Genomic DNA, 26,978 nt, shown 5'->3' with positions numbered 1-26,978 from the left:
GTCACTCCTTCACCCGCCACGCGACGACGAGCAGCAGCGCGACGCCGAGGACCGCGACGAGGAACCAGCCCGCGGGGCGGTCCGTGACGACCACCTCGGGGGACGCGTCGAGCTCGACGGCCTGCTGCGCGACGACGTCGTCGACCATGCCCTGCACCGCGGCCGGGTCGTCCGCGAGGAAGTACAGGCCGCCACCGGACTCGACGGTCTCGCGGTACTCGGTCTCCTCGGGCGTGCCCTCGTAGCGCTGGGAGCCGCCGAAGATGCCGTGCAGCGTGATGTCGCGCGACGCGACGAGGTCCGCCGCCTGCGGGAGCGTGTAGATCGGCTCGCCGGAGACGTAGTTGTCCGTCGCGAGGATGATCGAGCGTGAGCGCTCGGTGTCCTCCGCGTCGAACTGGAGCGCGCAGCTCGCGAGCCCGTCGCCGATGAGGCTCGCGCCCGAGAGGTTCGCCGTCGTGCCCGCCGTGAACTGCGCGTACTCGAGGATCTCGGCGTCGTCGGTGCCGCCCGTGTAGTCGAACGTCGCCGGGTCCTGGTCGAGCGCGGCGATCCCGCCCTGGAGCTCCTCCTGGACGAGCGTGTAGTCGTCCGTCAGCGGGAAGACCGTGCGCGACGACGAGTTGAAGATGGACAGCGCGATCCGCTCGCCCTCGAAGTTGTCCACGAGCTCCTGGAAGACCTTGAGCACCGCGCCGTCGTACTCGATCATCGAGCCCGACACGTCGAGGCACAGCACGATGTCCCGCGTGCCGAGGCGGTCGACGACGACGTCCGTCTCCACCGGGCGGGCGGCGACCGCTCCCGCGCCGACGACCGCCACGAGCAGCCCCGCCGCGGTGAGGCCCTGCAGCACGCGGTAGCGGCGCACCCACGCGGCGAACGCCGGGACGCGTGCGAGGTAGTCGGAGTTCGCGACCCAGAGCACGGCGTCGTCCGCGTCGCGCGACCGGCGGCGCCGCGCGAGCCACCACGCGACCGCCGCCGCCGCGAGCACCGCGACGACGAGCACGGCCCACAGCCACGGCCACAGGATCGACGGACCCTGCGGCCCGGGGACGACGGCGGTGCTCGCCGCGACGGAGCGATTCACCATCCGCGCACCACCGCCCGGGCGCGGTCGATCGAGTCCTCGCCGTCCGTCGAGCGCGCCGCCGGGTCGTTGTCGTGGTCCGCGAACGACGGCCGGTAGTAGCGCGCGATGAGCTGCGTGAGCCGCCCGGCCTCGGCGAGCTGCTGGATCTCCGAGAGCGTCATGGACGACGCGTCCTGGCCGAGCCGACCGGTCGCGAAGCCGCGCATCTCCGCCGAGAGGGCGAGGTGCAGGGTGCGCTCGTCGAGCTCGCCCGCGCGGAACCGCTCGGCGACGGCGTCGAGACGCCGCTCGTACTCCGCGCGCAGCGACGCGTACGGGTCGTGCGGCCCCGTGGGGAGCAGCGGGGCGGGCCGTGGGGCGTTCTTCTCCTCCGCGCTCGCGCGCGTCAGCCAGATCACGAGGAACACGACCGCGGCGGCCGCGAGGACCAGGACGATCCCCAGGACCGTCCACCACCCCGAGTAGCCGACGGGGTCGACGAGCTCATCGACGGGCACGCTTCTGCCTCCCCAGGAGCTCGACGAACCGCTGCAGCACGTCGTCGGACCCCTCGACGAGCACGCCCTCGACCTGCAGGGTGCGCAGCCTGTCGGCCACCTCGGCACGCCGCGCGGCCAGCGCCTCGGCGGCGGGCGCCGCGAGCGCGGCCCGGCCCCGCAGGAACGGCGGCAGGCGCAGCGTGCCGTCGACGTCGGCCACCTCCCCGACCCCGGCGCCCACCGGCGAGAGGTCCGCGACCTGCACGACCATCACCTCGTGGCGCACGCGCAGCGAGCGCAGGAGCTGCTCGTGCTCGGCGGCGGGGCGGGCCTCGTCGGTGACGACGACCACGAGCGAGCGGCGCCGGAACGCCGTCTGCGCGCGGTCGAGCGGTCGGGACAGGTCGCTCCCGGGGGCGTCCGGGCGCCACAGCCCTTCCACGGTGCGCAGCAGCACCTCGAGGTCGCGCGTGCTCGCGCGCGGCGGGAGCTGGACGAGGCGCTCGGCGTCCCCCGCGACGAGCGCGACGCGGTCGCCCCGGTCGCGTGCGAGGTACGCGACGAGCGCGCAGCAGAAGCTGGCGATCTCCGCCTTCGTCTCGCCGCTCGGGGCCGTCGCGCCCATCGTGCGACCCGTGTCCACGACGAGCACGAGGTTGAGGTTCGACTCGCGCACGAACCGACGGATGATCGGCAGCCCGGCGCGGGCGGACGACTTCCAGTCGATGTCGCCGACGTCCTCGCCCGGCGCGTACAGGTGCAGGTCGTCGAAGTCCTGCCCGTGCCCCTTGAACACCGAGCGGTGCCGGCCCTCGAGCAGGCCGGACGCCCGGCGCGCGACCGGCAGGTCGAGCCGGGCCCGGACCTGGGCGAGACGGGAGACGTCGGGCACTGGTGCTCTCTCGGGACGGTGGGGCGGGCCGGTCAGGGCGTGGGGACGGCGTCGAACACCGCGTCCACGAGCTGCTCCGGCGGCACGTTGTTGGCGAGCGCGTCGAACGTGCGCACGAGGCGGTGGCGCAGCACCGAGTACCGCACCGCCTTGATGTCGTCCGGGATCACGTACGCCCGGCCCGCGAGGATCGCGAGCGCCTGGCCCACGCGCATGAGCGCGATGCCGCCGCGCGGCGACGCGCCCACGCGCACGTGGCGGTCCAGGCCCGGCACCGGGCGCGGGCCCGAGAACCGCGTCGTGTTGATGAGGTCGACGACGTAGCGCTTGATCGAGTCGTCCACGTACACGTCGTCGACGAGGCCGCGCAGGAAGCGCACGTCGTCGAGCGAGATCGGCTGCGCCGTGAGGGGGCGCGTCATCTGCCCGGTCGCGATGCGCTGGAGGATCTCGAGCTCCTGCGGCGGCGTCGGGTACGTGAGCACCTCCTTCATGAGGAAGCGGTCCATCTGCGCCTCGGGGAGCACGTACGTGCCCTCCTCCTCGATGGGGTTCTGCGTCGCGAGCACCATGAACGGGTCCGGGAGCGCGTAGTTCTCGCCGCCGATCGACGTCTGCTTCTCCTGCATCGCCTCGAGCATCGCCGACTGCGTCTTGGCCGACGAGCGGTTGATCTCGTCGAGCAGGACGACGTTCGCGTGCACCGGGCCGAGCTGGGTCGTGAACTGGCCGGTCGCGTAGTTGAAGATCTGGGTACCGACGATGTCGTTCGGCATGAGGTCCGGCGTGCACTGGATGCGGTGGAACGAGCCGTCGACCGCCGCGGCGAGCGTCTGCGCCGCGGTCGTCTTGGCGAGGCCCGGGACCGACTCGAGCAGGATGTGCCCGCCCGCGAGCAGCGAGCTCACGAGCGCGGTGCGCAGGGCCTCCTGCCCCACGACGCGCTGGTCGAAGACCTGCCCGACGCGCTTGAGCAGGTGGCTCGCGCGGTCGAGGTCCTGCGTCGAGATGCTGCCGTGCCCTGCGGCCATCGGTCGTCCTCCGGGTGGTGCGGGTGGTGTGGTCCCGTGCGCGGCCGGAGGGCGGACGGAGCCTCGCGAGCCCCCGGCGAACCCGGCCCAGTATGCCAGCGCGGACCCCGCCGGACCGGGCGTCGTCCACAGGTTCGGGTGGGGAGAGGTCCCCAACCGTGGTGCGCCGGGAATGCCCCGGAGGGCCACGACGGTTGGCCCGGCATGAGCACCGACGCCCTCGACGCCTCCCGTGACATCGACCGCGACGTCCCCGACCGCGCGCCCCGCGCCGCGCTCGGCGAGCCCGCGCTCCTCGACCTCGTCGCCGCGCGCCACCAGGGCGTCCTCGCGACCGTGAAGAAGGACGGCCGACCCCAGCTCTCCAACGTGCTCTACGCCTGGGACCCGGAGGAGGGCGTCGCGCGCGTCTCCGTCACCGCCGACCGCGCGAAGACCCGCAACGCCGCGCGCGACCCGCGCGTCTCGCTCCACGTGAGCGCCGAGGACTTCGCGGGCTACGCCGTCGTCGAGGGCGACGCCGGCCTGAGCGCCGTCGCGCTCGACCCCCACGACGCCGCCGCCGACGAGCTCGTCGCGACCTACCGCGCGGCGACCGGGGGCGAGCACCCGGACTGGGAGGAGTTCCGGCGCGCCATGGTCGCGGACCGTCGCCAGGTGCTGCGCGTGCGCGCCACGAAGGTCTACGGGATGGCCCGCCTGCCCCGGCCCTGAGGCGTGACCGGAGGGGCTCGCGCGGTCGATACCCTGGTGGGGTGACCACCACTGCCCTGCGCCGCGCGCCCTCGGACGCCCGACCCGCGAACCCGTGGTGGCTCGTCGTCGCCGGGCCGTTCGCCGTCGTCGTGGCGGTCGTCGCCGTGCTCGCGGCCGGCGCGTTCTCGGCCGCCTTCACCGTCCCCGCCGGCTTCCCGGACCCGGGCGCGCTCGCGCGCCTCGGCACCCCCGTCGTCACGGTGCTCACCGAGCTCGCCGTCGCGCTCGCGCTCGGCTCGCTCGTCCTCGCGGCGTGCGTGCTGCCTGCCGGGACGCCCGTGCGCAAGGCGCTCGGCGTGGCGGGGGCGGCGTCGGCCACGTGGGCGGTGCTCACCGTCCTGCAGGTCGTGCTGCGGTACTCCTCCATCTCGAGCACGCCGATCACGAACCCGACGTTCGGCGACCAGCTCGGCCTCTTCGTCTCGCAGGTCAGCCTCGGCCGGAACTACCTCGCGATCGTCGTCGTCGCCGCCCTCACGTCCGCCGTCGCGCTCGCCGTGCGCAGCGCGACCGGGGCGATGTGGACCGCGGCCCTCGCGCTGGTCGCCCTCGGGATGCAGGCCAACACCGGCCACGCGGCCGGCGCCGTGAGCCACGAGCTCGCCGTCTCCTCGATGTTCCTCCACCTGGCAGGCGCCGCGCTGTGGGTCGGCGGGCTCGGGACGCTCGCCGTCGTGCGCGTGCGCGGCGGGCTGGGTCGCGCGGACTTCGCGTCGTCCGTCGCGCGGTACTCCGCGATCGCGCTGTGGTGCTACGTCGCCGTCGCCGTCTCGGGTGTCGCGAACGCGAGCATCCGGGTCGACTCCCTCGCCGGGCTGACCACCGACTACGGCATCCTCCTGCTCACCAAGCTCGCGCTCCTGCTCGTCCTCGGCGCGGTCGGCTTCGCGCACCGCGAGCTCGTCGTGCGCCGCCTCGCGGGCCCGACGGCGGCCGCTCGCCCGGCCGGGGACCGCGCCTCGGCGAGCGGCGCCGGGACGGGCGGGGCGTCGTCGTCCACGAGCGCGCGGGGCGCGGCCGCGGAGGGCACGCGCTGGCTGTTCTGGCGGCTCGTCGCGGTCGAGCTCGCGATCATGGGCGCCGTGTCCGGCGTCGCGGTCGCGCTCGGGTCCACCGCCCCGCCGGTGCCGCAGGAGGAGCCGCTCGACACCTCCGCCGCGTACCAGGTGACGGGGCACGCGCTCCCGCCCGAGCCGACGCTCGCGCGCTGGTTCACCGAGTGGCGCTGGGACCTGCTGCCCGCGTTCGCGTGCGTCGCGGCGATCGTCGTGTACCTGCGCTGGGTGCGCCGCCTCGCGCGGCGCGGCGACTCGTGGTCGGTGGGCCGCACCGTGTCCTGGTGCCTGGGGATCCTCATCCTGTTCTGGGTCACGTCCGGCGGCCCGGCGATGTACGGCCACGTGCTGTTCAGCGCGCACATGGTCCAGCACATGATCCTCGCGATGGTCGTGCCGATCTTCCTCGTGCTCGCCGCTCCCGTGACGCTCCTGGTGCGCGCGGTGCCGCCGCGCAAGGACGGGTCGCGGGGACCGCGCGAGTGGGTGCTCGCCCTCGTCACGTCGCGGGTGGGCCAGTTCTTCGCGAACCCGATCGTCGCGGCGGTGAACTTCGCCGGCTCGATGATCGTCTTCTACTACACGCCCGCGTTCGAGTACGCGCTCACGACCTACGTCGGTCACCTCGTCATGCTGGTGCACTTCACGCTCGCGGGGTACCTGTTCGCGAACGCACTCGTCGGGATCGACCCCGGTCCGCACCGCCCGCCGTACCCGCAGCGCCTGCTCCTGCTGTTCGCGACCATGGCGTTCCACGCGTTCTTCGGCGTCGCGCTCACCTCGGGCGAGGAGCTGCTGGTCCCCGAGTGGTTCGGCCTCCTCGGCCGCGAGTGGGGCCCGAGCGCCATCGTCGACCAGCAGCGCGGCGGCGCGGTCGCGTGGGGCATCGGCGAGCTGCCGACGCTCGTCCTCGCGATCGTCGTCGCCGTCATGTGGACGCGCTCCGACGAGCGCGAGGCCAAGCGCCGCGACCGCCAGGCCGACCGCGACGGCGACGCCGAGCTCCAGGAGTACAACGACATGCTCGCCCAGATGTCGAAGCGGAACGACTGACCGTCGCCCCCGTTCCGCCGAACACGGGGTTGTTGTCGTCATCGGCCCGATAACGACAGCAGGCTCGTGCTCGACGGCGTGGAGCCTCGTGCTCGACCGAGATGGTGACGCAGGGTGGTCGTCATGCGACCGGGGCGGCTCGTCCCCGGGACCGTGAGGTCACGACCCGTGAAACGCAGCAGCTCCACCCCGCCGTGGGTCACGAGGGCGTTCTGCCGCGCGCGGTCCCTCAAGAGCGCCTCGGGCGTGCTGTGGACGTCCCTGCCGTCCATCTCCGCGATCAGCCACCGCCCTCGCGGCAGCCGCCAGCCCAGATCTCCGCGGCCGAGGAACCGGCCGTCGTCGACGACGTCGACCTGGAGGTCGTCCGGCCCGAGCCCTGCGTCGACGCACTCCAGGCGCGCGAAGGTCTCGAGCGGTGACTCGGCGCGGGCGTCGGACTCGGCCCACCAGGCGTGGGTGCGCGCCACGCCGCGCCGACCGCGCGCGAGGTCATGGGCGCGCGCCAGGCCGTCGGCGTCGAGCAGGCCGAGGTGCCCCGCGCTGTCCATCGTCGCGACCGCTCGCCGCCGCCCCGTCTCGGGAACCGCCTGGGCGAGAGCCCACGCCGGGCTCGCGACGGAGCGCCCCTCGATCCGCACCACGGTCATCCCGTCGTCGAACTGGCGCAGGCGGATCCCGTCCCGGGACAGCGCGCCGCGCGCGCCGGGCAACGTCACCTGCGGGACGACGTCGGGGCCGACCCCCTGGACGCCGAGCAGGACGAGCGCGCACGGCCCGACGGCGATCGCCTCCGGCCCGTAGGCGAGGAGAGCGAGCCAGGCGGCGCGTCGTCGACGGCGGTCGTGGGCCCGAGGGTCCGACGACGGCAGCGTCCCGGGTGCCGGCTCGAGCACGCCGCGCGTCGGGCGTCGCCACCGCCCGTGGTCGACGAGCCGTGACCGGCGGTTCGCATTCACCCCGCACGCGTCGCACTGCGCGGCGGACACCAGGCCGGCCTGGCGCTCGGCGAGGTCGAGGAGCTCGGACGGGACGGTGGTCAGCGTGCGCATCCGGGTATCCGACCAGGAGGGGGGTGCGCCGTGCACCGACGAGCCCGACGTCTGTGGACGGAGGGCGCGGCGCACTGGGCTGTGGACCCGGAACCTGCCCGGGCGGCCGTTCCGTCAGTCGCCGCCGCGTCGGCCAGCAACCCGGTCGCTGACCGACGCGCTCGTCCGCGCGCCGAGTCCGCGCCCGATGCCGAGAACGATCTTGCCCCGGCACGACGACGACGTTCCTCCCGCTTTCGGCCGGATACCGCCAGTAACGTCGTGTTCGGCGGGAGGGGGCGTGATAGGACGTGTGGGTGAGCAATCTCGCTGGCACGCCCGGTATCCCTGACCCGACCACGAACCCGTTCCACGACCTCGACCGATATCTCGCGATCCCGCGCGTCGGGGGCCTCGCGCTCTCGCCCGACGGCACGCGACTCGTCACGACCGTCCAGACGCTCGACCCGCAGCGCACCGGGTACCGGGCGGCGCTGTGGGAGGTCGACCCGGCGGGCCAGGTGCCCGCGCGTCGGCTGACGCGCAGCACGAAGGGCGAGTCGAGCGCGACGTTCACCGGCGCGGGCGACGTGCTGTTCACGTCGGCCCGGCCCGACCCGGACGGCGGGTCCGACGACGACCCGACGTCGGCGCTGTGGCTGCTGCCGGCGTCGGGCGGGGAGGCGCGCGTGGTCGCCACGGCGCCCGCGGGCGTGAGCGGGCCGCTCGCGGCGACGGACGCGCCGGTCGTGTCGGTCGCGGCGTCGGTGCTGCCGAGCGCGCGCGACCTCGCGCACGACGCCGAGCTCCGGTCGGCGCGCAAGGACGCGAAGGTCGCGGCGATCCTGCACAGCGCCTACCCGGTGCGGCAGTGGGACCACGACCGCGGACCCGACGAGGTGCACCGGTTCGTCGGCGACCTCACGACGCTCGTCGACGCGCCCGCACAGCCGCTCCCGGCCCCGACCACCCCGACCGACGCGCCGGCGGGTTCGGGCAGCCCCGCACCCCTCGCTGCTGCGTCGCACGCCGCAGGCGCGCAGGACACCGCCGGGGAGCACGCCGCCGCCGAGCACGAGGCGCGGCTGCTCGACCTGCGTGACGTGAGCCGCGGCGTCGGGCACGCCGGGACGCCGGGGCGCGCGCTGCACGAGCACTCGGCGGACCTGTCCGCCGACGGCACGACGCTCGTCACGACGTGGCAGGTCCCGGGCCCCGGCCCGCAGGTGCGCAGCACGCTCGTCGCGATCGACACGGCGACGGGCGCGCGCCGCACGCTCGTCGACGAGCCGCGCGCGGAGGCGCACTCGCCCAGGATCTCGCCCGACGGCGCGTGGGTCGCGTTCGTGCGCGAGACGATCTCGACGCCGCACCAGGCGCCGGAGGAGAGCCTCGCCGTCGTGCCGTTGCACGCGCCGGACGGGCCCGCCGGGACCACGGAGGGCCACGACGACTCGGCGACGACGCGCGCCGAGAACCACGCGACGCCGCGCACGCTCGTGCCGCACTGGGACCGCTGGCCGACGTCGCTGCGCTGGCTGCCCGACGGCTCGGGCCTGCTCGTCACCGCGGACGACGACGGGCGCGGCCCGGTGTTCCTCGTCCCCTTCGACCCCGCGGGCAACGGCGCCGCCGAGCACGGCACGGCCGAGCGCGTGACGAGCGACGACGCGACGTTCACGGACGTGCAGGTCGCGCCCGACGGCAGGACGCTCTACGCGCTGCGGACGAGCTACCTGGAGCCGGCGCACCCGGTGCGCGTCGACCTCGGGGCGTTCCTCGACTCCGGCACGGCGGGCGGCCGTGCGCCGGTGCCGGCGACGCCGCTGCGCGGCCCGGTCGCGACGCCCGACCTGCCGGGCACGCTCGTCGACGTCGAGACGGCGGCGGCGGACGACGTGCGCGTGCGGGGCTGGCTCGCGCTGCCGCACGGTGCGTCCGCGGAGGATCCGGCGCCGTTGCTGCTGTGGATCCACGGCGGCCCGCTCGGCTCGTGGAACGCGTGGAGCTGGCGCTGGAACCCGTGGCTGATGGTCGCGCAGGGCTACGCGGTGCTGCTGCCGGACCCGGCGCTGTCGACCGGGTACGGGCAGGACTTCGTGCAGCGCGGCTGGGGCGCGTGGGGCAAGGCCCCGTACACGGACCTGCTCGCGATCACGGACGCCGTGGAGGCGCGCCCGGAGGTCGACGCGACCCGGACGGCCGCGATGGGCGGGTCCTTCGGCGGGTACATGGCGAACTGGGTCGCGGGGCACACGGACCGCTTCCGCGCGATCGTCACGCACGCGAGCCTGTGGGCGCTCGACCAGTTCGGCCCGACGACGGACCACGCGTACTACTGGGCGCGCGAGATGACGGACGAGATGGCGCTGGAGAACAGCCCGCACCGCTTCGTCCAGGACATCGTGACGCCGATGCTCGTCATCCACGGCGACAAGGACTACCGCGTGCCGATCGGCGAGGGCCTGCGGCTCTGGTACGAGCTGCTCGCGTCGTCCGGGCTGCCCGCGGGCCCGGACGGGGACACGGTGCACCGCTTCCTCTTCTACCCGGACGAGAACCACTGGATCCTCCAGCCCCAGCACGCGAAGGTCTGGTACCAGGTGGTCCTGGCCTTCCTCGCGGAGCACGTGCTGGGGGCCGCCCCGGGCGAGGGCGACGCCGCGCTGCCGACGACGCTCGGCTGACCGGGCCGCCGCCCGCGGGCGGCGGCCCGCAGGGCTCGTCCGTCGACCGCCGTCCGACGGTCGCCGCCGTCCGACGGTCGCCGTCAGGCGACGGTCGACGGAAGCCCTGCGGCCGCCGCGCGCCAGCGCCGCACGAGACGCCGGTCGGCGGCGCCGCGCGCGGCCGTCCACAAGCAGTGCTGGGTCGTCTCGCGGTGCTCGAGGAGCGCGTCGCGGTCGTTCTCGAGCGCCCAGAGCAGGGCGGTGCGCACCTCGGTGCGCGAGGGGGCGGAGGGCAGGGTGTCGTGCATGGTCCGTCTCGTCGTCCGTCGTTCTGCGGCGGCCGGTCGGCCGTCCACACGAGGAGACGGCAGAAGTCTCCGTCTGTGACGCGACTTCGGAGACTTTTTTCCGGAACGTGCACGATGTCTCACCCGGGGGTCAGGAGACGGCGTCGACGATCACGCCCGCGAGGTCCCGGGGACGAGAGAACATCGGCCAGTGACCGGTCGGGAGGTCGACGTACGTGACATCCCCGACCTCGCCCAGCTCGGTGTGCAGGGGCGGCCCCGGGTGCGCCATCTCGGCGAGGACGGCGGACGGGACGGACGAGCAGACGGCGGTCGCCGGCACCTCCTGGCGGCGGGGGTCGGACACGTGCACGACCCCCCGCGCGACGGGCCCCGGGGTGGGCACCGCCCGCTCGCGGAACCGCGCGAGCGCGGCCTCGTCCAGCCCGTCGAGGCTCGACCCGGCCTCGGCGAGCTCCTCCCACGTCGGGAGCGGGACCTCCGCGACGTCGGCCGGCAGGTCCGGCGACAGCGCCGCGCCGTCCACGAGCGGGCCCGTGTCGACGTAGACGACGCGCTCGATGCGCGCGGGGTCCCGGTCGAGGGCCTCCTGCACGACCGGCCCGCCGCCGCTGTGCCCGACGAGCACGACGCGGCCGTCGAGCCCGTCGACGAGGCGGGTGACCGCGGCGACATGGTCCGCGCGCGTGACGTGCGCGCGGTCCGCGGCGGTCGCGCCGGGCTCCAGGCCCGGCAGGGTCACCGGGTGGGGGACGAGGCCGGCGGCCTCGAGGTGGGGGACGACGTCGTCCCAGGCCCAGGCGCCCAGCCAGAAACCGGGGACGAGGACGACGTGGAGGGGCTGCTCGGACGTTCCGTGGGTGCTCATGCAGCCACCCTCGCAGGGTGTCGGTGACACCTGTCTGTCACCATTCTGGGGTGAACAGGACGGAGCGCCTCTACGCGCTCGCGGAAGAGCTGCGCCGCGCGGGCCGGACCGGCACGACGGGCCCGCGCCTCGCCGCAGCGCTCGAGGTGAGCGAGCGGACGATCAAGCGCGACGTCGCCGCGCTCCAGCAGGCCGGGCTGACGATCTGGGCGCAGGCGGGGCCCGGGGGCGGGTACGTGCTGGACCCGAGCGCGTCCCTCCCGCCGGTGAACTTCACGCCCGGCCAGGCCGTCGCCGTGGCCGTCGCGCTCGCGACGCTCCCGCCCGGCAGCCCGTTCGCGGCGGACGCCCTGGCCGCCCGCGGCAAGGTGTGGGACGCGCTCGGCGCGGGCGACCGCGCGCGGGCCGAGGCGCTCGCCGCGCGCGTGTGGGTCCGCCACGCCGCGCCGGACCCGGACCTGCCCGACGCCGTCCCGCCCGCGAGCCCGCCCGACGGCGCACCCCCAGGAGAGCCGCACGACGGCACGGCCGCGCCGGGCCGGGGCCACGTCGTCGGGCGGGCGCGGACGCACCTCGGGGTGCTGCGCGCGGTCGAGCAGTCGATCGCGGGCTCGCGCGTGCTGGCGATCCGGTACCGGGACGGCCGCGGCGCGACGTCGACACGTCGGGTGGAGCCCGTGCTCCTCGCCCACACGGGCGGTCGCTGGTACCTCGTCGCGTGGTGCCGCGCGCGCGAGGCGGTCCGGTGGTTCCGGCTCTCGCGCGTCGAGCGGGCGGACCTCACGGCGGAGGCGTACGACCCGCGTCCCGTCGCGGACGTGGGGGAGCCGCCCCCGGGCTCTGCCGCGGTGTACCGCCCGGAGCCCGTGTGACGCGGAGGGTCAGTCGCCGCGCAGGACGCAGAACTCGTTGCCCTCGACGTCCGCCAGGACGACGAACGTCTCGTGCTCGCCCTGCCCGACGTCGACGCGGCGCGCGCCGAGCCCTTCGAGCCGCGCGACGTCGGCGGCCTGGGTCGACGACGAGAAGTCGAGGTGCAGGCGGTTCTTCACCGTCTTGCCCTCGGGGACGCGCTGGAAGACGAGGCTCGGCGGCCCGAGGATCGTCTCGCCGTCGCGCGGGAAGAGCACGGCCTCGCCGTGCGGCCCGGTCTCGCGCCCCGTCCACCCGAGCGCGGCCTGCCAGAAGTCCGCCACGACGGCGGGGTCGGCGCAGTCGACCACGGCGCCGCTGAAGGTGAGTGTCATGGCCCCAGTGTGACGCGCGCCACCCACAGCGCGAGGGCGGGCCTCAGGCCGGAGCGGGCACCGGCTCGACGAGCCGGCCCACGAGCGCCGGGAGCCAGTCGGCGGTCTGCGCGCGCTGCACGGCGTCGTCGCCCGCGGGGCTGAGGAACGCGTCGCGCGCCGCGCACGTGTACGCGCTGATGAGCACGCGCGTCGCGGCCGCCGGGTCGATCGCGAACCGCATGCCGACCTCCGTGAGGACGCGCGTGAGGATGTCCGCGAGCTCGGTGCGGAACGACTCCTCCTGGTCGGCGAACCGCGCGGCGACCTGCGGGTCGCGCAGGGCGAGCAGCTCGAGCTCCGCGCTCATGAGGCACCAACGGCGCTCGTCGCGCGGGTCGGCCATGACGGCCGCGACGATCGCCGCGATGGTGTCCGGCGCGATGACGCCGTCCCGGACCGGGTCGTCGGGCAGGTGCTCGACGGCGGCCTCGAGGCTCCGCATGCGCGTCCGGATCTCGCGCTCCGTGAGGGCGAGGAAGAGCGACTCCTTCGACTCGAAGTTCGAGTAGAACGCGCCGCGGGTGAAGCCCGCGGCCTCGCACACCGCCTCGATCGAGGTGCCGTTGATGCCGTGCTCGGCGAAGAGGCCGTAGGCGGCGTCGAGCAGGCGCTCGCGCGTGCGCTCGCGGCGCCGCGAGAGCGGCGCGTCGCTCTCCGCGCGGTCGACTCGGGTCGGGTCGAGGTCCGTCGTCACGCCGGACATGCTCCCACTGTCGGACGGTGCCGCCCGAACCGGGCGGCCTTGCGATGCACGAGTGTATCCGATACGTTCACGCATCGGATACAGCGGCGTATCCTCGAATCCGTCTGCACTCTCCCCGGGAGGCCGCTCGTGTCCTCAGCGCTGTACTCGCTCGGCCGTTGGGCGGTCGGGGCGCGCCGGCTCGTCCTCGTGGCCTGGATCGGCGTCCTCGTGCTGGCCGGAGGCCTCGCCGGGCTCGTCGGCCAGGGCCTCGACGACGAGGTGACCATCCCCGGCACCGAGTCGCAGGCCGCGCTCGACCGTCTCGCCGCCACGTTCCCGCAGGTCAGCGGCGCGTCGGCGCAGGTCGTGGTCGTCGCGCCCGACGGCTCGACCGTCGAGGACGACGCCGTCCGCGGCCTCGTGGAGGACGCCGTCACCGCGCTCGGCGACGTCGACGGCGTCGCCGCCGTCACCTCCCCCTACGACGACACCATGCCCGCGTCGGTCAGCGACGACGACGTCGCGACCCTCATGACCGTCCAGCTCGACGAGGGCCAGAGCGAGGTCACCGACGCCACGAAGGACGCGCTCGGCGACGTCGTCGACGACCTCGCCGCGGCCCTGCCCGACGGCGCGCAGGCCGCGCTCGGCGGGCAGCTCTTCAGCACCGAGTTCCCGACGCTCACCGTCACCGAGGCGCTCGGCCTCCTCGTCGCGCTCGTCGTGCTCGTGCTCACGTTCGGCTCGTTCGTCGCCGCCGGGCTGCCGCTCCTCAACGCCGTCGTCGGGGTCGGCGTGACCATGGGCCTGCTGTTCGCCGCGACCGCCGTCGCCCAGATCAACTCCACGACCCCGATGCTCGCCGTCATGCTCGGCCTCGCCGTCGGCATCGACTACGCGCTGTTCATCGTGTCCCGGCAGCGCGACGAGCTCGCGACCGGCCTCAGCGTCGAGGAGGCCACGGCGCGGGCCGTCGCGACCGCCGGCTCGGCCGTCATCTTCGCGGGCCTCACCGTCATGATCGCGCTCGTCGGCCTCGGCGTCGCCGGCATCCCGTTCCTCACCGTCATGGGCGTCGCCGCCGCCGTCGGCGTCGGGCTCGCCGTCCTCGTCTCGATCACGCTGCTGCCCGCGATGCTGGGGTTCGCGGGCGAGCGGCTCCGCCCCAAGACGCCGCGCCGTCGCGGGCGTGGGCGACGGCGTGCGGCCGCGGGAGCGGACGGCGGAAGGTCGACCGGGGCGACCGGGGCGACCGGGGCGACCGGGGCGACCGGGGCGACCGGGGCGACCGGGTCGCGCGGGCGACGGACCGGACGAGCGGTGGGTGCGGTCTCGGATGCGACAGGGCGTCGAGCCGCACTCGTGAACCCCCGCCCGGACGACCCGGGTGACGGCGCGACAGCCCCGAGCACCGAGGGCGCCCCCGCCGCGGACCCGACCCGGGACCATTCCGACCCGACCACGACCGAGCACCGCAACCGCTTCTTCGCGGGCTGGGTGCGGGCCGTCACGCGGATCCCGCTGCTGACCATCGGCCTCGTCGTCGCGGCGATCGTGCTGCTCACGCTGCCGGCGCGAGACCTGCAGCTCGCGCTGCCCGACGCGGGGACGCTGCCTGAGGACAACCAGGCGCGCGTCACGTACGACCTCGTGTCGGAGCACTTCGGCCCGGGCTTCAACGGGCCGCTCATCGTCACGGGCACGATCGTCACGTCGACGGACCCCGTAGGGCTCATGAACGACCTCGGCGACGAGATCGCGGGCCTCCCGGGCGTGGCGGACGTGCCGCTCGCGACGCCGAACCTCACCGCGGACACGGGCATCGTGCAGGTCGTGCCGACCGGCGCGCCGGACTCGGAGGAGACGAAGGACCTCGTCACGGAGATCCGCGCGCAGCACGACCACTTCCTCGACGAGTACGGCGTCGACCTCGCGGTCACGGGCTTCACGGCGGTGGGGATCGACGTCTCGGCGAAGCTCGGGGCGGCGCTGCTGCCGTTCGCGTTCGTCGTCGTGGGCCTGTCGCTCGTGCTGCTGACCATGGTGTTCCGGTCGGTCGCGGTGCCGATCAAGGCGACGCTCGGCTACCTGTTCTCGGTCGGCGCGGCGTTCGGCGTCGTGACCCTCGTGTTCGAGCACGGGTTCCTCGCGGACGCGCTGCACGTGACGCGCCTCGGGCCCGTCATCTCGTTCATGCCGATCGTGCTCATGGGCGTGCTGTTCGGTCTCGCCATGGACTACGAGGTGTTCCTCGTGGCGCGCATCCGCGAGGACTACGTCCACTCGGGCCAGGCGCGGCGGTCGATCTTCACGGGGTTCCAGGCGTCCGCGAAGGTCGTCACCGCGGCCGCGGTCATCATGTTCGCCGTGTTCGTGGCCTTCGTGCCGGAGGGCGACATGAGCCTCAAACCCATCGCGCTCGGCCTCGCGGTCGGCGTGCTCGTCGACGCGTTCGTCGTGCGTATGACGCTCGTCCCGGCCGTGCTCGCGCTGCTGGGCGACAAGGCGTGGTGGATGCCGCGCTGGCTCGACCGGGTGCTGCCGTCGTTCGACGTCGAGGGCGAGGGCCTGTCGAAGGAGCTCGCGCTCGCGGACTGGCCGGAGCCGGGCAGCACGGACGCTGTCGTCGCGCACGACCTCGTCGTCGCGGGCGCGCGCGGCCCGCTGGCCGAGCCGGTCACGGTCCGGGTGCCCGACGGCGGGTCGCTCGTCGTGCACGGGGAGTCGCCCGCGGCGGTGTCCGGGGTCGTCCTGGCGCTCGCGGGGCGCCTGCGCCCGACGAGCGGGGCCCTCAAGGTCACGGGACTGGTGCTGCCGGAGCGTGCGCTGACCGTGCGGCGCCGGGTAGCGCTCGTGGACCTCGCGGCGGACGTCGCCGCGCTCCCGGGCGACGCCCCGGCGCCCGCGGCGCACCGCGTGCCGGCCGCGGCGAGCGTCGCCGAGGTCCTGCGCGAGCGGCCCCGGCTCCTGGCCGTCGTCGGGACCGACGCCGTCACGTCGCCCGCCGAGCGGGCCGCGCTGGCCGAGGTGCTCGCCGACGCGGCGGGTCGCGGCACGGCGGTGGTGCTGGGCGCCGTGGGGCCCGCACCGACGGATCTCGCCCCGCCCGGGACGCCCGTGCTCGACCTGCACGACCCGCACCTCCCCGACCGCACCGTCCCCGCCGCGCCCGTCGTCGGCCCGCGCACCGAGGAGGTGCCCGCATGAGCGTCTTCCCGCCCGAGCCGGTCCCGACCGGCCCGACCGCCGACCCGACGGCCCTCCCGGCACCGGCCGGCGGGGCGCGCCCCCGCCGCGTCGGGGCCCGGCGCGCGTGGACCGTGGCCGCCGCCGTCGCGCTGCCCCTCGCCGTCCTCGGGCTGCTCCTGTGGGCGCTGTGGAACCCGCAGGAACGCCTCGACACGGTCAAGGCCGCGGTCGTGAACCTCGACGAGCCCGTCGAGGTGGACGGCCAGACCGTCCCGCTCGGCCGGCAGCTCACCGCCGGGCTCGTCAGCGGCGGTGCCGCCTCGACCGACACCGGCGCGGTCGCCGTGCAGCCCGACCCGGGGACGACGAACTACGACTGGGTCATCACCGACGCGGACGACGCCGCGGCCGGGCTCGCCGACGGCACGTACGCGGCCGTCGTGACGATCCCGGAGAACTTCTCCGCGGCGGCCACGTCGTTCGGCGGCGACCCGTCGGCCGCGACGCAGGCCACGCTGTCCGTCGAGACGACGCCCGGCGGGCGGGTCGTCGACGAGGCGCTCGCGCGCATCGTCACCACGACGGCGACGTCCGTGCTCGGCACGACGCTCACCGAGAACTACGTGGACGGCGTCCTCACCGGCTTCACGACGCTCCACGACCAGCTCGGCGAGGCCGCCGACGGCGCGGACCAGCTCGTCGACGGCGCCGCCCAGGCGAGCGACGGGGCGACGCAGCTCGCGTCCGGCGCGGGCGAGGTCGCCACCGGGGCGGGCGCGCTCGCGTCCGGGGTGGGGGAGCTCGGCACGGGCGCGGACGGCCTCGCCGCCGGGGTCGGGGAGCTCGGCAGCGGCGCGGACCAGCTCGCGTCGGGCGCGCAGGGCGTCGCGAGCGGCGCCCAGGGCCTCGCCGCGGGGTCGCGGCAGGTGGCCGACGGCGTCGACCAGAGCGCCGCGGGCGCGGGGCAGCTGGCCTCCGGGGCGCAGAGCCTCGCGGGCGGCGTGGGCGAGCTGTCCACCGGGGCGTCGGACCTCGCGAGCGGGCTCGGCGCGCTCGACGCCTCGATCGCGGACGTGCGGCTGCCCGACGGCACGTCGACCGGCCGGTCGCTCCCGGAGACCGCGACCGCGCTCGCGACGGGATCGCGCGACGTGGCCGACGGCCTCGCCCAGGTCGTCGCCGGTCTCGAGCAGCAGCGGGTCGCCGCGGGATGCGTCGACGGGTCGACGGACCCCACGTGCCAGGCGCTCGACCAGCAGCTCGCCGCGCTGCGTCCGCTCGCCGCAGGCGCGACGGGCGTCGCCGCGGGGAACGCGGCCCTGGCGGGCTCGCCGTCGGGGCAGGGCGGCGACCCGACCGGCCTGTACGCGCTCGCGGCGGGCGTCGACCAGCTCGCCGCAGGAGCCGACGACCTCGCCACGGGCGCGGCGCAGGCGTCGACCGGTGCCGCCGGCGTGGCCCAGGGCGCGGCGGCGCTCTCCGCCGGGCTCGGGCAGCTCGCGTCCGGGGCGGACCAGGTCGCGGGTGGCGCCGCGCAGCTCTCCGGTGGTGCGGGCCGGCTGTCCACCGGAGCCGACGGCCTCGCCGCCGGGGTCGGGACGCTCGGCACGGGCGCGGACCAGCTCGCCGACGGCGTCGGCGCGCTCGGGACCGGCGCGGACCAGCTCGCGACCGGCACCCAGGAGCTGGCGACGGGCGCGGGCGACCTCGCGGGCGGCGTCGGGCAGCTCGCGGGCGGCACGTCGGACCTCGCCGACGGCCTGGGCGAGGCGACCGGGCAGATCCCCTCGTACACCGACGCGGAGCGCGAGAACTTCGCGACCGTCGTCGCGGACCCCGTGGCAGCGCCCGGCGTCGACGACCTCGGGACCGGCTCGACCGGCCCGCTGTTCGCGGTGCTCGCGCTGTGGCTCGGCGCGCTCGCGATCTTCGTCGCATTCCCGCCGGTCCCGGCACGGCTCCTCGGGTCGACGCGCGGCCCCGGCCGGCTCGCGCTGGCCGCGCTCGCGCTCCCCGCGGGGATCGCCGCGGCGACCGGGCTCGTGGTCGGCGGCGTCCTCGCCGCGGTCGAGGGGGCGAGCGTGGGCGGCTGGGTCGGCCTGCTCGCGACCGGGGCGCTCGCGTCGGTCGTGTTCGTCGCGCTCAACCAGGCGCTCGCGGCGCTCCTCGGGAACGTCGGGCGCGCGATCGGTCTGCTCGTCGCGGTGCTGCTCGTCGCGACCGGCATCGTCGCGACCGTCCCGGCCGCCCTCACGAGCCTGCGCGACGCGCTGCCCGTGGGCTCGGCGCTGCGGCTGCTCACGTCGATCGTCGACCCCGGTGCGGCCGGGGGAGCGGGCGACGCCGTCGCGCTGGTCCTGTGGGGTCTCGTGTCCGTCGCGGTGACGACGCTCGTCGTCGCGCGCCGTCGGTCCGTCAGGGTGGAGCAGCTGCTCCGCGCCTGACGCGTGCGGCGTGCCGCGGTGCGCGTGTGGGCGGCTGCCGCCAGACTCTCTCGGCAGGACGCGGGCGGCGGGAGCCGTCCGTCGGGCGAGGGGACGGTGCACCGATGGACCAGCAGAAGGCACGGGAGATCAAGTCGCAGCTCGCGGACTACGCGCGCGAGCTCGCCGAGCGGTCCGGCGCGGTGATCGAGGCGCGGGACGTGCCCGACGCCGCGGAGGCCGTGCGCGCCCCCACGCTCGCGATCGGGCTCGCTCCGCACGACGACGGCGGGTACGCGATCGCGGTCCGGTACCGCCTCGGCCTGCCCACCGCGCGCAGCATCGCGCGCAAGGTCGCCTCGGAGGCGGGCGACACGGTGGACGTGCGGCGCACGGGACGCATCCGTCCGCTCGCCGCCGCGCCGGCCGCCGGGCGTGCCCGGGACGACGGCCCGGGCGTGCGCCCGCCCGTCGTCACCGCGTACGCGACCGGCGAGACGGGCCGCGTCCGGCCGCTGCGGCCCGGGGTCTCCGTCGCGCACGTGGACGTCACCGCGGGGACGCTCGGGGCGTTCGTGCGCGTCGCGCCGCCGGCGGTCGACGGCGCCGACGAGGCGTCGGTCTACGCGCTGTCCAACTGGCACGTGCTCGTCGGCTCGCCGTCAGCGCGGGTGGGGGACGTCGTCGTGCAGCCCGGCCCGGCCGACGGAGGGCGCGCGCCCGACGACCGCGTGGGCACCCTCGCCGGGCTGGTCCCGCTGGAGGCCGGGGTCACGCAGACCGTGGACGCCGCGGTGGCCCTGCTCGACGACCCGGAGGTCGACCCCGAGTACCCGATCGGGCGCATCACGACGACGGCGGTCGCGCTGGGCGGTGAGGTCGTGGGCAAGTCCGGCCGGACCACGGGCGTCACCGCGGGCCGGGTCACGGCGATCGAGCTCGACGACGTCGTCGTGGGGTACGGCGACGGGCTCGGCGCGCTGCGGTTCGACGACCAGATCGAGGTCGAGTCCACGGGCGACGGGCCCTTCTCGCGCGGCGGCGACTCCGGGTCGCTCGTGTACCGCGAGGACGGCGTGGCGCTGGGGCTGCTGTTCGCGGGGTCGGAGACCGGCGGCGCGAACGGCACGGGGCTCACGTACTGCAACCCGATCGGGACGGTCCTCGATCGGCTGGGGGCGACGCTGCTCGGCCGAGCCGGCGCGACGCCGTCCGGCTGAACCGCCGCGACGTTGCTCGGGACGCTCGGCCCTGCCCCCCGGCCGTCGTCGGGCGCACAATGGGTGCGGGAGGTGGTTGCCGTGGCGACCCTCGAACGAGCCCGGGAGGCCAAGGCCGCGCTGCGCGACGAGCTCGCGGGCCTCGACGGCGTGACCGGTGTCGGCATCGCGCGCGCCGACCTGACCGGTGCGGCGGCGCGCGGCGCCGGGACGTCCGGCGTGGGCGACGACTGGCTGCTGCGCGTCAACGTGACGTCCGACGACGTCGCGGTCCCCGAGACGGTGGACGGCGTCGACGTCGAGGTGCGCGTCGTCGGCGACGTGACGGCGTCGCGCGCCTGAGCCTCCACCGCTCGACGCGTCCGGGTGCGAGGGACCGCTCCGGCGGTCAGCCCGTCGCGCGGCTGGAGAACGACCGTAGGCGCAGGCTGTTGCCCACCACGAAGACGCTCGAGAACGCCATGGCGGCACCGGCGAGCATCGGGTTGAGCAGGCCGAGGGCCGCCAGGGGGATCGCGGCGACGTTGTAGGCGAAGGCCCAGAAGAGGTTCACCTTGATCGTCCCGAGCGTCCGCCGCGCGAGGCGGATCGCGTCGGCCGCGGAGCGGAGGTCGCCGCGCACGAGCGTGATGTCGGCGGCCTCGATCGCGACGTCCGTGCCCGTCCCCATGGCGAGGCCCAGGTCTGCCTGCGCCAGGGCGGCGGCGTCGTTCACGCCGTCGCCGACCATCGCGACGACCTTGCCCTCGCCCTGGAGCCGGCTGACGACGTCGACCTTGTCGCTCGGCATGACCTCCGCGATGACCTCGTCGATGCCGACCTCGGCCGCGATCCGTCGGGCGACGGTCGCGTTGTCCCCGGTGAGGAGCACCGGGGTGAGGCCGAGGGCGCGGAGCTGGCGGATCGCCTCGGCGCTCGTGGGCTTGACCGCGTCGGCCACCACGAGGATGCCGCGAGCCTGCCCGTCCCAGCCGACGACGACGGCCGTGCCGCCCTGCTCCTCGGCGCGGGCCTTGGCGTCGGCGAGCTCGCGCGGGAGGTGCTGCGCCCACTCGGCGAGGAGCGTCTCTCTGCCGACGAGCACGGCTCGCCCGTCCACGACGCCCTGCACGCCCTTGCCCTCGACGTTGGTGAACTCCGTGGGCACGGGGAGCGGGCCCACCTCCTGCGCCGCACCGCGGGTGATCGCCCGGGCGACGGGGTGCTCGGAGGCGTCCTCCAGCGCGCCCGCGAGGCGCAGGAGCTCCGCGCGGTCCGTGCCCGTCCCGGTGACGACGTCGGCGAGCGTCATGACGCCCGTCGTCACGGTGCCGGTCTTGTCGAGCACCACGGTGTCCACGGAGCGCGTGGACTCCAGGACCTCCGGTCCCTTGATGAGCACCCCCATCTGCGCGCCGCGTCCCGTCCCGACGAGCAGCGCCGTCGGGGTGGCCAGGCCGAGCGCGCACGGGCACGCGATGATGAGGACCGCGACGGCGGCCGTGAACGCCGCCGAGGCGGGGGCGCCCGCCCCGAGCCACGCGCCCAGGGCGCCGACGGCGATCGCGATGGCGATGGGGACGAAGATCGCGGACACCCGGTCGGCGAGGCGCTGGACCTGCGCCTTGCCGGACTGCGCGTCCTCGACGAGGCGCGCCATCTGCGCGAGCTGGGTGTCGCCGCCGACGCGCGTCGCGCGCACGACGAGCCGCCCGCCGGCGTTGACGGTCGCCCCGGTGACGGCGTCGCCCTCACCGACCTCGACGGGCACGGACTCGCCCGTGAGCATCGAGGCGTCGACGGCGGAGGTGCCGGCGACGACCGTGCCGTCCGTCGCGATCTTCTCCCCGGGCCGCACGACGAACTCGTCGCCCACCGTGAGCTCGGTGATCGGGATGCGGGTCTCCGCGCCGTCGCGCAGCACGGCGACGTCCTTCGCGCCGAGCTCGAGCAGGGCCCGCAGCGCGGCGCCCGCCTGCCGCTTGGACCGCTTCTCGAAGTAACGGCCCGCGAGGATGAACGTCGTGACGCCGGCGGCGACCTCGAGGTAGATGTTCGCCGCGCCGTCGGTCCGGGCGACCGACAGCGTGAACGGGTGCGTCATGCCCGGCTGCCCGGCCGTGCCGAGGAAGAGCGCGTACAGCGACCAGAGGAACGCGGCGGTCGTCCCGACGGAGATCAGGGTGTCCATGGTGGCCGCGCCGTGGCGCAGGTTGGTCCACGCGGCGCGGTGGAACGGCCACGCGGCCCACACCACGACGGGCGCGGCGAGCACGAGGCTGGCCCACTGCCAGTACGTGAACTGCAGCGCGGGGACCATCGCCATCGCGATGACCGGGACCGACAGCACGACGGCGCCGATCAGCCGGTGCCGCAGCGCGGTGAGCTCGGGGTCGTCCGCGTCCGTGTCCGGGTCCTGCTCGGAGGTGGGGGCCTCGGCGCGCGGGACCTGCGCCGTGTACCCGGTCTTCTCGACCTCCGCGATGAGCGTGGCCGCGTCGACGCCGTCCGGGACGGTGACCTTCGCCTTCTCCGTCGCGTAGTTCACGGTCGCGGTGACGCCCTCGAGCTTGTTGAGCTTCCTCTCGATCCGCATCGCGCACGAGGCGCAGGTCATCCCTCCGATCTCGAGCTCGACGAACGTCCCCGGCGACGGGGCGGCCGATGCCGTCATGAGGTGCTCCTTCCGGCCGGGCAGCGCGCTGCCCGGTGCAGGGTGGTCAGTGGTCGTCGTGCGGGGCGGGGTCGTCGCCCGCCGGGGCGTCGTCCGGGGCGTCGTCGGGGGTCGACGTGGCGCCGATGGCCTCGACGGTGAAGGCCGCGGTGCGCACCTGGCCCTCGACCTGGAAGTCGAGGTACAGGAGGTACCGGCCCGCGGTCGGTGCCTCGACGGCGAACGCCACGGTCGGGCCCGAGACCTCGCCCGGCGCTGCCTCGGCGCCCTCGGGGTGGGCGTGCAGGTAGGCGAGGTCGCCGTCGCGAAGGGCGACGAGGTGGCCGAACGCGCCGAGGTAGGGCTCGAGCGTCGTCACCGGCTCGCCGTCCCGCGTGACCTCGAGCGCCAGCCTCGAGACCGTACCGGCCTCGAGGCTCCCCTCGAGCGCGACGTCGTACCCGTCCACCGAGGCGGTGGTCGTGGGGGCGTCGGCCCGCACGGGCACGACCTCGCCCGCGACCTCGACGGTGCGGCTCAGGGTGAGCGGGTCGCCCCCGGTCGGGACGGCGTCGGCGTACACGCGGTAGGTGCCCGCGGAGTCCCACGTCCAGGGCACGGACCAGCGGCCGGCCTCGTCCATCTCGGGGTGGGCGTGGCGGTAGTGCGCCCCGTCGGAGCGCACGACGACGAGGTGCAGGCGCTGCTCGTGCGCGACGGCGAAGTCGGTCACCGGCTCGCCCGCGGGGCCGGTCAGGGTGAAGGCGAGCTCGCCGGGCGTGCCCGGCGTCTGCGGGGCCTCGATCTTGCCGAGCGTGTAGCCGCCCTGCTCTAGGGACAGTCCGCCGACCATGTCCGCTCCTCTCGTGGTCTCCTGCGCGGGGTCGTCGCTCGTGGCGGCGTGCTGCTCCGGGGCGTGCGCGGCGGACGTCCCCGAGGGTGCGCCCTCGGGGACGACGGCGCCCGCGACCGCGGCCGAGGCCACGAACACGACCCCGAGCCCGGCGACGTAGAGCCCGATCCGGGCGGGCGCCCTCATCGCACCCGCTCCGCGGTGTAGCCGGCCTCGTCGACGGCGGCGAGGACCGCGGCGTCGTCGACGGGCTGCTCGGCCGTGACGACGAGCCGACCGGTGGTCGAGCTGACGTCGATCACGGTGACGCCGGGCACCTGCTCGACCTCGTCGCGCACCGACATCTCGCAATGGCCGCAGGTCATGCCGGTCACCTGGTACTCGATCTCGACGATGCTCATCGCGCTCCTCCTCGGCCAGATACCCCGGCGGGGTATCGAACGATGGCGAATATACCCACCAGGGGTATGTGGGTCAAGGGTCGGAGGTCGCGCGACAATGGGGAGCGTGACCACCGAGCGACTTCCCCGTGTCCGCGCGTCCGAGCTCGTCGGGCGCGGCTGGCTCAACACCGGGGGTCGCGACCTGACCCTCGCCGACCTGCGCGGCAAGATCGTGCTGGTCGACTTCTGGACCTTCTGCTGCGTCAACTGCCTGCACGTCCTCGACGAGCTGCGCGAGCTCGAGGAGCGGCGCCGTGACGTGCTGGTCGTCGTCGGCGTGCACTCGCCGAAGTTCGAGCACGAGGCGGACCCGGCGGCGCTCGCGGCCGCGGTCGAGCGGTACGAGGTCCACCACCCCGTGCTCGACGACCCGGAGCTCGTCACGTGGTCCGCGTACGCGGCGCGCGCCTGGCCGACGCTCGTGGTCGTCGATCCCGAGGGCTACGTCGTCGCGCAGATGGCGGGGGAGGGGCACGCGTCCGCGATCGCCGCCCTCGTCGAGGAGCTCGTCGTGGAGCACGACGCGAAGGGCACGCTGCACCGGGGCGACGGCCCGTACGTGGCGCCCGCGCCGTCGTCGGGCACGCTGCGCTTCCCCGCGAAGGCGGTCGAGCTGCCCGGCGGCAACCTGCTCGTCGCGGACGCCGGGCACCACGCGCTCGCCGAGCTCCTGCCCGACGGCGAGACCCTCGTCCGGCGCATCGGGTCCGGCGAGCGCGGGCTCGCCGACGGCGGCCCCGACGACGCGCGGTTCGCCGAGCCCAACGGGCTGTGCCTCGTCCCGGTCGAGCTCCGACCGTGGCTCGGGTACGACGTCGTCGTCGCGGACACGGCCAACCACGTCCTGCGCGGGGTGCGCCTCGCCGACGGCCACGTGACGACGGTCGCGGGGACGGGCGAGCAGTTCATGGTCGGCGGGGTCGAGAACGTCGTGCTGCGGGAGGGGAGGGGTGCCGACGCCACGGGCCACGGTCCCGCCGAGGCGGGCGGTCAGTACGCGCCGCTCGACGTCCGCCTCTCGTCGCCCTGGGACGTGGCCTGGTCGCGGGACCTCGCGGCGTTCGTCGTCGCCATGGCCGGAAATCACACGCTGTGGGCGTTCGACGGCGAGCAGGGCTCGATGACGCACCTCGCCGGGACCATGAACGAGGGTCTGGAGGACGGGCCCGGTGCGTCGGCCTGGTTCGCGCAGCCGTCCGGGCTGGCCGTCGACCAGGACGGGGCCGTCTGGGTCGCCGACGCCGAGACGTCGGCGCTGCGTCGTGCGACCCGGAGGCAGGGTGGGGGTGTCGAGGTGCGGACCGCCGTCGGGCAGGGGCTGTTCGACTTCGGCCACCGCGACGGCCCGGCCGAGCAGGCGCTGATGCAGCACCCGCTCGGCGTCGCGACGCTGCCCGACGGGAGCGTCGTCGTCGCGGACACGTACGACGGGGCGCTGCGCCGGTTCGCCCCGGCTCCCGGTGACGCCGGGAGCGTCGGCGACGACACCTCCGGAACCCGCCTCGCCGGCGAGGTCACGACCCTGGCGACAGGCCTCGCGGAGCCGAGCGGCGTCGTCGTGCAGGTGGGCGAGGGGCCGGGCGGCGAGCCGCAGGTCCACCTGCTCGTCGTGGAGTCCGCGGCGCACCGCCTCACGCGCGTCGCGCTCCCTGCGTCGCTCGCGGGCGAGGTGCTCGACGGCGGCGCGCACCGCACGCAGCGTCCCGTGACCGACATCGGGGCCGGGCCGCTGTGGCTCGACGTGCCGTTCGTCCCGGCGCCGGGGCAGAAGCTCGACGACCGGTTCGGCCCGTCGACGGAGCTGCGCGTGAGCGCGACGCCGCCCGAGCTGCTGCTGTCCGGGGAGGGTGTCGGCGTCGAGCTCGGCCGCGACCTGGTCATCAACCCCGAGGTCGGCGAGGGCGTGCTGCACGTGACGGCCCGGGCGGCGTCGTGCGACGTCGTCCCGCTCGGCCCCGGCGGCGAGCCCGACCCGGACGTGTTCCCCGCGTGCCACCTCGCGCAGCAGGACTGGGGCGTGCCGGTCCGCGTGGTGGACCGTGGTGAGCCGGGCGACGTCCCGTCCCTCACGCTCCCGCTGCGCGGCTGACGGGGTCGTCCGGCGCGCCCTCGTCGAGCTCGTCGTCGAACCGGCGCTGCGCCGCCTCGACCTCGCGCCGGTGCGCGTCGACCCAGGCGAGCAGCGCGTCGACGGGCTCGCGGAGCGTCTTGCCGAGCGGGGTGATGCGGTACTCGACCGCGACGGGCCGGGTGCGGACCACGCGACGGTCGACGATGCCGTGGCGCTCGAGGCGCCGCAGCGTCGCCACGAGCGACTTCTGCGTCACGGCAGGGATCGCGCGCCGGAGCTCGTTGAACCGTGCGGGGCCGTCGCAGAGGGTCTCGAGGACGTGGACGGACCACGTGTCGAGCACCTGGTTCAGCAGGCGCCGGTGGTCGTCGCCGATCTCCAGGCGGTGCGACGCGGGTGGTGGGGCGGTATCGGGCACGACACCTCGTCTCGTTGAAGTGCGTTCGGGCGATCAAGTATCCATGGGATACCCGACCGAGAGGAAGGTCCCCATGGCCGTCCAGCACCTCACCCCCGAGGGCATGCTCCAGCCCGCCCCCTACCACCACGTCGCGGTCGCGACGGGGAGCCGCCAGGTGCACGTCGCCGGCCAGGTCGGCGGCGACCCCGACCGCGACGACCTCGCGCGCCAGGTCGCCGCGGCCCTCCGCAGCACCGCCCGAGGGCTCGCGGCCGCGGGTGCCACGTTCGACGACGTCGTGCGACTCACGTTCTTCGTCGTCGGGTGGGAGCCGACCGCGATGGCGGACTTCCTGGCCGGCATCGAGAGCGTCTCGGACGAGCTCGCGATGCCGCGGCCGCTCCCGCCCGCTTCTCTGATCGGTGTCCAGGCGCTCTTCGCGCCGGGGGTGCTCGTCGAGGTCGAGGCGACCGCCGTGCTCGACTGACACGCGGCGTCCCGCCCGGCCCCGCCCGGCCCCGCCGGGTCGCGCCGG

The 26,978-nt window shown here is 75.5% G+C and carries 23 protein-coding genes; 10 read left to right on the top strand and 13 right to left on the bottom strand.

The features are described 5' to 3' along the window. Nucleotide 1: 1 nt before the first annotated feature. From ABIE39_RS01985 to ABIE39_RS01970, 4 genes are read right to left on the bottom strand one after another with little or no spacing between them, the layout of a single operon-like run. On the bottom strand, nt 2-1,096 hold the full coding sequence (locus ABIE39_RS01985) for a vWA domain-containing protein (protein WP_114553466.1): 1,095 nt from the start codon (nt 1,094-1,096) through the stop codon (nt 2-4). Beyond that, the gene (locus tag ABIE39_RS01980; RefSeq protein WP_074804953.1) at nt 1,090-1,593 is read right to left on the bottom strand and encodes a hypothetical protein; all 504 of its coding nucleotides are present in this window, start codon (nt 1,591-1,593) and stop codon (nt 1,090-1,092) included. Before ABIE39_RS01980 ends, ABIE39_RS01985 begins: the two co-directional genes overlap by 7 nt. After that, nucleotides 1,580-2,467 carry a DUF58 domain-containing protein gene (locus ABIE39_RS01975; protein WP_175008729.1) on the bottom strand — a complete coding sequence of 296 codons (888 nt, stop codon included), beginning with the start codon at nt 2,465-2,467 and terminating at the stop codon, nt 1,580-1,582. Before ABIE39_RS01975 ends, ABIE39_RS01980 begins: the two co-directional genes overlap by 14 nt. 32 nt (nt 2,468-2,499) lie before the next feature. Continuing rightward, the gene (locus ABIE39_RS01970; protein ID WP_074804959.1) at nt 2,500-3,498 is read right to left on the bottom strand and encodes an AAA family ATPase; all 999 of its coding nucleotides are present in this window, start codon (nt 3,496-3,498) and stop codon (nt 2,500-2,502) included. A 204-nt stretch (nt 3,499-3,702) separates the two neighbouring features. Here ABIE39_RS01970 and ABIE39_RS01965 point away from each other — a divergent pair, with 204 nt between their 5' ends. Together ABIE39_RS01965 and ABIE39_RS01960 are read left to right on the top strand one after the other, a co-directional pair. After that, entirely contained in the window at nt 3,703-4,212 is a 510-nt protein-coding gene (locus ABIE39_RS01965) for a PPOX class F420-dependent oxidoreductase (protein WP_354050183.1), read from the top strand. 41 nt (nt 4,213-4,253) lie between these two features. After that, complete coding sequence (locus ABIE39_RS01960; RefSeq protein ID WP_354050182.1) at nt 4,254-6,362, top strand: bifunctional copper resistance protein CopD/cytochrome c oxidase assembly protein; 2,109 nt, start codon at nt 4,254-4,256, stop codon at nt 6,360-6,362. 38 nt (nt 6,363-6,400) lie between these two features. On the opposite strand, the gene ABIE39_RS01955 is transcribed toward ABIE39_RS01960, so the two are convergent. After that, nucleotides 6,401-7,414, bottom strand: coding sequence for a type IV toxin-antitoxin system AbiEi family antitoxin domain-containing protein (locus tag ABIE39_RS01955; protein ID WP_354050181.1), 1,014 nt, complete (start codon nt 7,412-7,414; stop codon nt 6,401-6,403). 296 nt (nt 7,415-7,710) lie between these two features. Here ABIE39_RS01955 and ABIE39_RS01950 point away from each other — a divergent pair, with 296 nt between their 5' ends. Beyond that, the gene (locus ABIE39_RS01950; protein WP_354050179.1) at nt 7,711-10,080 is read left to right on the top strand and encodes a S9 family peptidase; all 2,370 of its coding nucleotides are present in this window, start codon (nt 7,711-7,713) and stop codon (nt 10,078-10,080) included. 83 nt (nt 10,081-10,163) lie between these two features. Here the strand turns inward: ABIE39_RS01950 and ABIE39_RS01945 are convergent, their stop codons facing one another. Together ABIE39_RS01945 and ABIE39_RS01940 are read right to left on the bottom strand one after the other, a co-directional pair. Continuing rightward, entirely contained in the window at nt 10,164-10,370 is a 207-nt protein-coding gene (locus ABIE39_RS01945; protein WP_074804975.1) for a hypothetical protein, read from the bottom strand. Between the two features lie 130 nt (nt 10,371-10,500). Beyond that, a complete protein-coding gene (locus tag ABIE39_RS01940) occupies nt 10,501-11,238 on the bottom strand; it encodes an alpha/beta fold hydrolase (RefSeq protein ID WP_354050177.1) in 738 nt (245 codons plus the stop codon). A 50-nt stretch (nt 11,239-11,288) separates the two neighbouring features. Here ABIE39_RS01940 and ABIE39_RS01935 point away from each other — a divergent pair, with 50 nt between their 5' ends. Next, nucleotides 11,289-12,110 carry a helix-turn-helix transcriptional regulator gene (locus ABIE39_RS01935; protein WP_354050175.1) on the top strand — a complete coding sequence of 274 codons (822 nt, stop codon included), beginning with the start codon at nt 11,289-11,291 and terminating at the stop codon, nt 12,108-12,110. Between the two features lie 9 nt (nt 12,111-12,119). On the opposite strand, the gene ABIE39_RS01930 is transcribed toward ABIE39_RS01935, so the two are convergent. Both ABIE39_RS01930 and ABIE39_RS01925 read right to left on the bottom strand, forming a co-directional pair. Beyond that, nucleotides 12,120-12,485, bottom strand: a complete 366-nt coding sequence (locus ABIE39_RS01930) for a VOC family protein (protein ID WP_074804981.1) — start codon at nt 12,483-12,485, stop codon at nt 12,120-12,122. A gap of 43 nt (nt 12,486-12,528) precedes the next feature. Continuing rightward, a complete protein-coding gene (locus ABIE39_RS01925; protein ID WP_114553725.1) occupies nt 12,529-13,230 on the bottom strand; it encodes a TetR family transcriptional regulator in 702 nt (233 codons plus the stop codon). Between the two features lie 129 nt (nt 13,231-13,359). Here ABIE39_RS01925 and ABIE39_RS01920 point away from each other — a divergent pair, with 129 nt between their 5' ends. The 4 genes from ABIE39_RS01920 to ABIE39_RS01905 all read left to right on the top strand — a co-directional run bounded on the left by ABIE39_RS01920 (nt 13,360) and on the right by ABIE39_RS01905 (nt 20,386). After that, the gene (locus ABIE39_RS01920; RefSeq protein WP_354050173.1) at nt 13,360-16,419 is read left to right on the top strand and encodes an MMPL family transporter; all 3,060 of its coding nucleotides are present in this window, start codon (nt 13,360-13,362) and stop codon (nt 16,417-16,419) included. Beyond that, nucleotides 16,416-18,845, top strand: a complete 2,430-nt coding sequence (locus ABIE39_RS01915) for a YhgE/Pip family protein (protein WP_354050171.1) — start codon at nt 16,416-16,418, stop codon at nt 18,843-18,845. The genes ABIE39_RS01920 and ABIE39_RS01915 overlap by 4 nt, the downstream gene beginning before the upstream one ends. Nucleotides 18,846-18,949: 104 nt before the next feature. Then, nucleotides 18,950-20,044 carry a chymotrypsin family serine protease gene (locus tag ABIE39_RS01910; RefSeq protein ID WP_354050169.1) on the top strand — a complete coding sequence of 365 codons (1,095 nt, stop codon included), beginning with the start codon at nt 18,950-18,952 and terminating at the stop codon, nt 20,042-20,044. An 81-nt stretch (nt 20,045-20,125) separates the two neighbouring features. Beyond that, the gene (locus tag ABIE39_RS01905) at nt 20,126-20,386 is read left to right on the top strand and encodes a hypothetical protein (protein ID WP_354050168.1); all 261 of its coding nucleotides are present in this window, start codon (nt 20,126-20,128) and stop codon (nt 20,384-20,386) included. Nucleotides 20,387-20,432: 46 nt separating this feature from the next. Here the strand turns inward: ABIE39_RS01905 and ABIE39_RS01900 are convergent, their stop codons facing one another. The 3 genes from ABIE39_RS01900 to ABIE39_RS01890 are packed head-to-tail and all read right to left on the bottom strand — an operon-like array spanning nt 20,433 to nt 23,930. After that, a complete protein-coding gene (locus ABIE39_RS01900) occupies nt 20,433-22,697 on the bottom strand; it encodes a heavy metal translocating P-type ATPase (protein WP_354050166.1) in 2,265 nt (754 codons plus the stop codon). Nucleotides 22,698-22,743: 46 nt separating this feature from the next. Next, entirely contained in the window at nt 22,744-23,715 is a 972-nt protein-coding gene (locus tag ABIE39_RS01895; protein ID WP_354050164.1) for a DUF8832 domain-containing protein, read from the bottom strand. After that, complete coding sequence (locus ABIE39_RS01890) at nt 23,712-23,930, bottom strand: heavy-metal-associated domain-containing protein (RefSeq protein ID WP_354050162.1); 219 nt, start codon at nt 23,928-23,930, stop codon at nt 23,712-23,714. Before ABIE39_RS01890 ends, ABIE39_RS01895 begins: the two co-directional genes overlap by 4 nt. Before the next feature lie 97 nt (nt 23,931-24,027). Here ABIE39_RS01890 and ABIE39_RS01885 point away from each other — a divergent pair, with 97 nt between their 5' ends. Further along, the gene (locus tag ABIE39_RS01885; RefSeq protein WP_502914824.1) at nt 24,028-26,061 is read left to right on the top strand and encodes an NHL domain-containing thioredoxin family protein; all 2,034 of its coding nucleotides are present in this window, start codon (nt 24,028-24,030) and stop codon (nt 26,059-26,061) included. On the opposite strand, the gene ABIE39_RS01880 is transcribed toward ABIE39_RS01885, so the two are convergent. Then, the gene (locus ABIE39_RS01880; RefSeq protein WP_114552940.1) at nt 26,039-26,461 is read right to left on the bottom strand and encodes a winged helix-turn-helix transcriptional regulator; all 423 of its coding nucleotides are present in this window, start codon (nt 26,459-26,461) and stop codon (nt 26,039-26,041) included. The genes ABIE39_RS01885 and ABIE39_RS01880 overlap by 23 nt on opposite strands. Before the next feature lie 73 nt (nt 26,462-26,534). Between ABIE39_RS01880 and ABIE39_RS01875 the strand changes: the two genes are divergently transcribed. Next, a complete protein-coding gene (locus ABIE39_RS01875) occupies nt 26,535-26,930 on the top strand; it encodes a Rid family hydrolase (protein WP_175008718.1) in 396 nt (131 codons plus the stop codon). The last annotated feature ends 48 nt before the right edge of the window (nt 26,931-26,978 follow it).

This window comes from Cellulosimicrobium sp. 4261 (genome assembly GCF_040546915.1).
Classification (GTDB): domain Bacteria; phylum Actinomycetota; class Actinomycetes; order Actinomycetales; family Cellulomonadaceae; genus Cellulosimicrobium; species Cellulosimicrobium cinnabarinum.
Note: the sequence above shows the minus strand (reverse complement) of the source record. Positions and strands in the feature narration are given on the sequence as shown.

What these genes read in the sequence shown, in the direction of transcription:
- ABIE39_RS01985 (WP_114553466.1), bottom strand. Translation starts at nt 1,096, where the DNA reads ATGGTGAATCGCTCCGTCGCGGCGAGCACCGCCGTCGTCCCCGGGCCG.
- ABIE39_RS01970 (WP_074804959.1), bottom strand. Translation starts at nt 3,498, where the DNA reads ATGGCCGCAGGGCACGGCAGCATCTCGACGCAGGACCTCGACCGCGCG.
- ABIE39_RS01965 (WP_354050183.1), top strand. Translation starts at nt 3,703, where the DNA reads ATGAGCACCGACGCCCTCGACGCCTCCCGTGACATCGACCGCGACGTC.
- ABIE39_RS01955 (WP_354050181.1), bottom strand. Translation starts at nt 7,414, where the DNA reads ATGCGCACGCTGACCACCGTCCCGTCCGAGCTCCTCGACCTCGCCGAG.
- ABIE39_RS01945 (WP_074804975.1), bottom strand. Translation starts at nt 10,370, where the DNA reads ATGCACGACACCCTGCCCTCCGCCCCCTCGCGCACCGAGGTGCGCACC.
- ABIE39_RS01940 (WP_354050177.1), bottom strand. Translation starts at nt 11,238, where the DNA reads ATGAGCACCCACGGAACGTCCGAGCAGCCCCTCCACGTCGTCCTCGTC.
- ABIE39_RS01930 (WP_074804981.1), bottom strand. Translation starts at nt 12,485, where the DNA reads ATGACACTCACCTTCAGCGGCGCCGTGGTCGACTGCGCCGACCCCGCC.
- ABIE39_RS01925 (WP_114553725.1), bottom strand. Translation starts at nt 13,230, where the DNA reads ATGTCCGGCGTGACGACGGACCTCGACCCGACCCGAGTCGACCGCGCG.
- ABIE39_RS01915 (WP_354050171.1), top strand. Translation starts at nt 16,416, where the DNA reads ATGAGCGTCTTCCCGCCCGAGCCGGTCCCGACCGGCCCGACCGCCGAC.
- ABIE39_RS01910 (WP_354050169.1), top strand. Translation starts at nt 18,950, where the DNA reads ATGGACCAGCAGAAGGCACGGGAGATCAAGTCGCAGCTCGCGGACTAC.
- ABIE39_RS01900 (WP_354050166.1), bottom strand. Translation starts at nt 22,697, where the DNA reads ATGACGGCATCGGCCGCCCCGTCGCCGGGGACGTTCGTCGAGCTCGAG.
- ABIE39_RS01895 (WP_354050164.1), bottom strand. Translation starts at nt 23,715, where the DNA reads ATGAGGGCGCCCGCCCGGATCGGGCTCTACGTCGCCGGGCTCGGGGTC.
- ABIE39_RS01890 (WP_354050162.1), bottom strand. Translation starts at nt 23,930, where the DNA reads ATGAGCATCGTCGAGATCGAGTACCAGGTGACCGGCATGACCTGCGGC.
- ABIE39_RS01885 (WP_502914824.1), top strand. Translation starts at nt 24,028, where the DNA reads ATGGGGAGCGTGACCACCGAGCGACTTCCCCGTGTCCGCGCGTCCGAG.
- ABIE39_RS01875 (WP_175008718.1), top strand. Translation starts at nt 26,535, where the DNA reads ATGGCCGTCCAGCACCTCACCCCCGAGGGCATGCTCCAGCCCGCCCCC.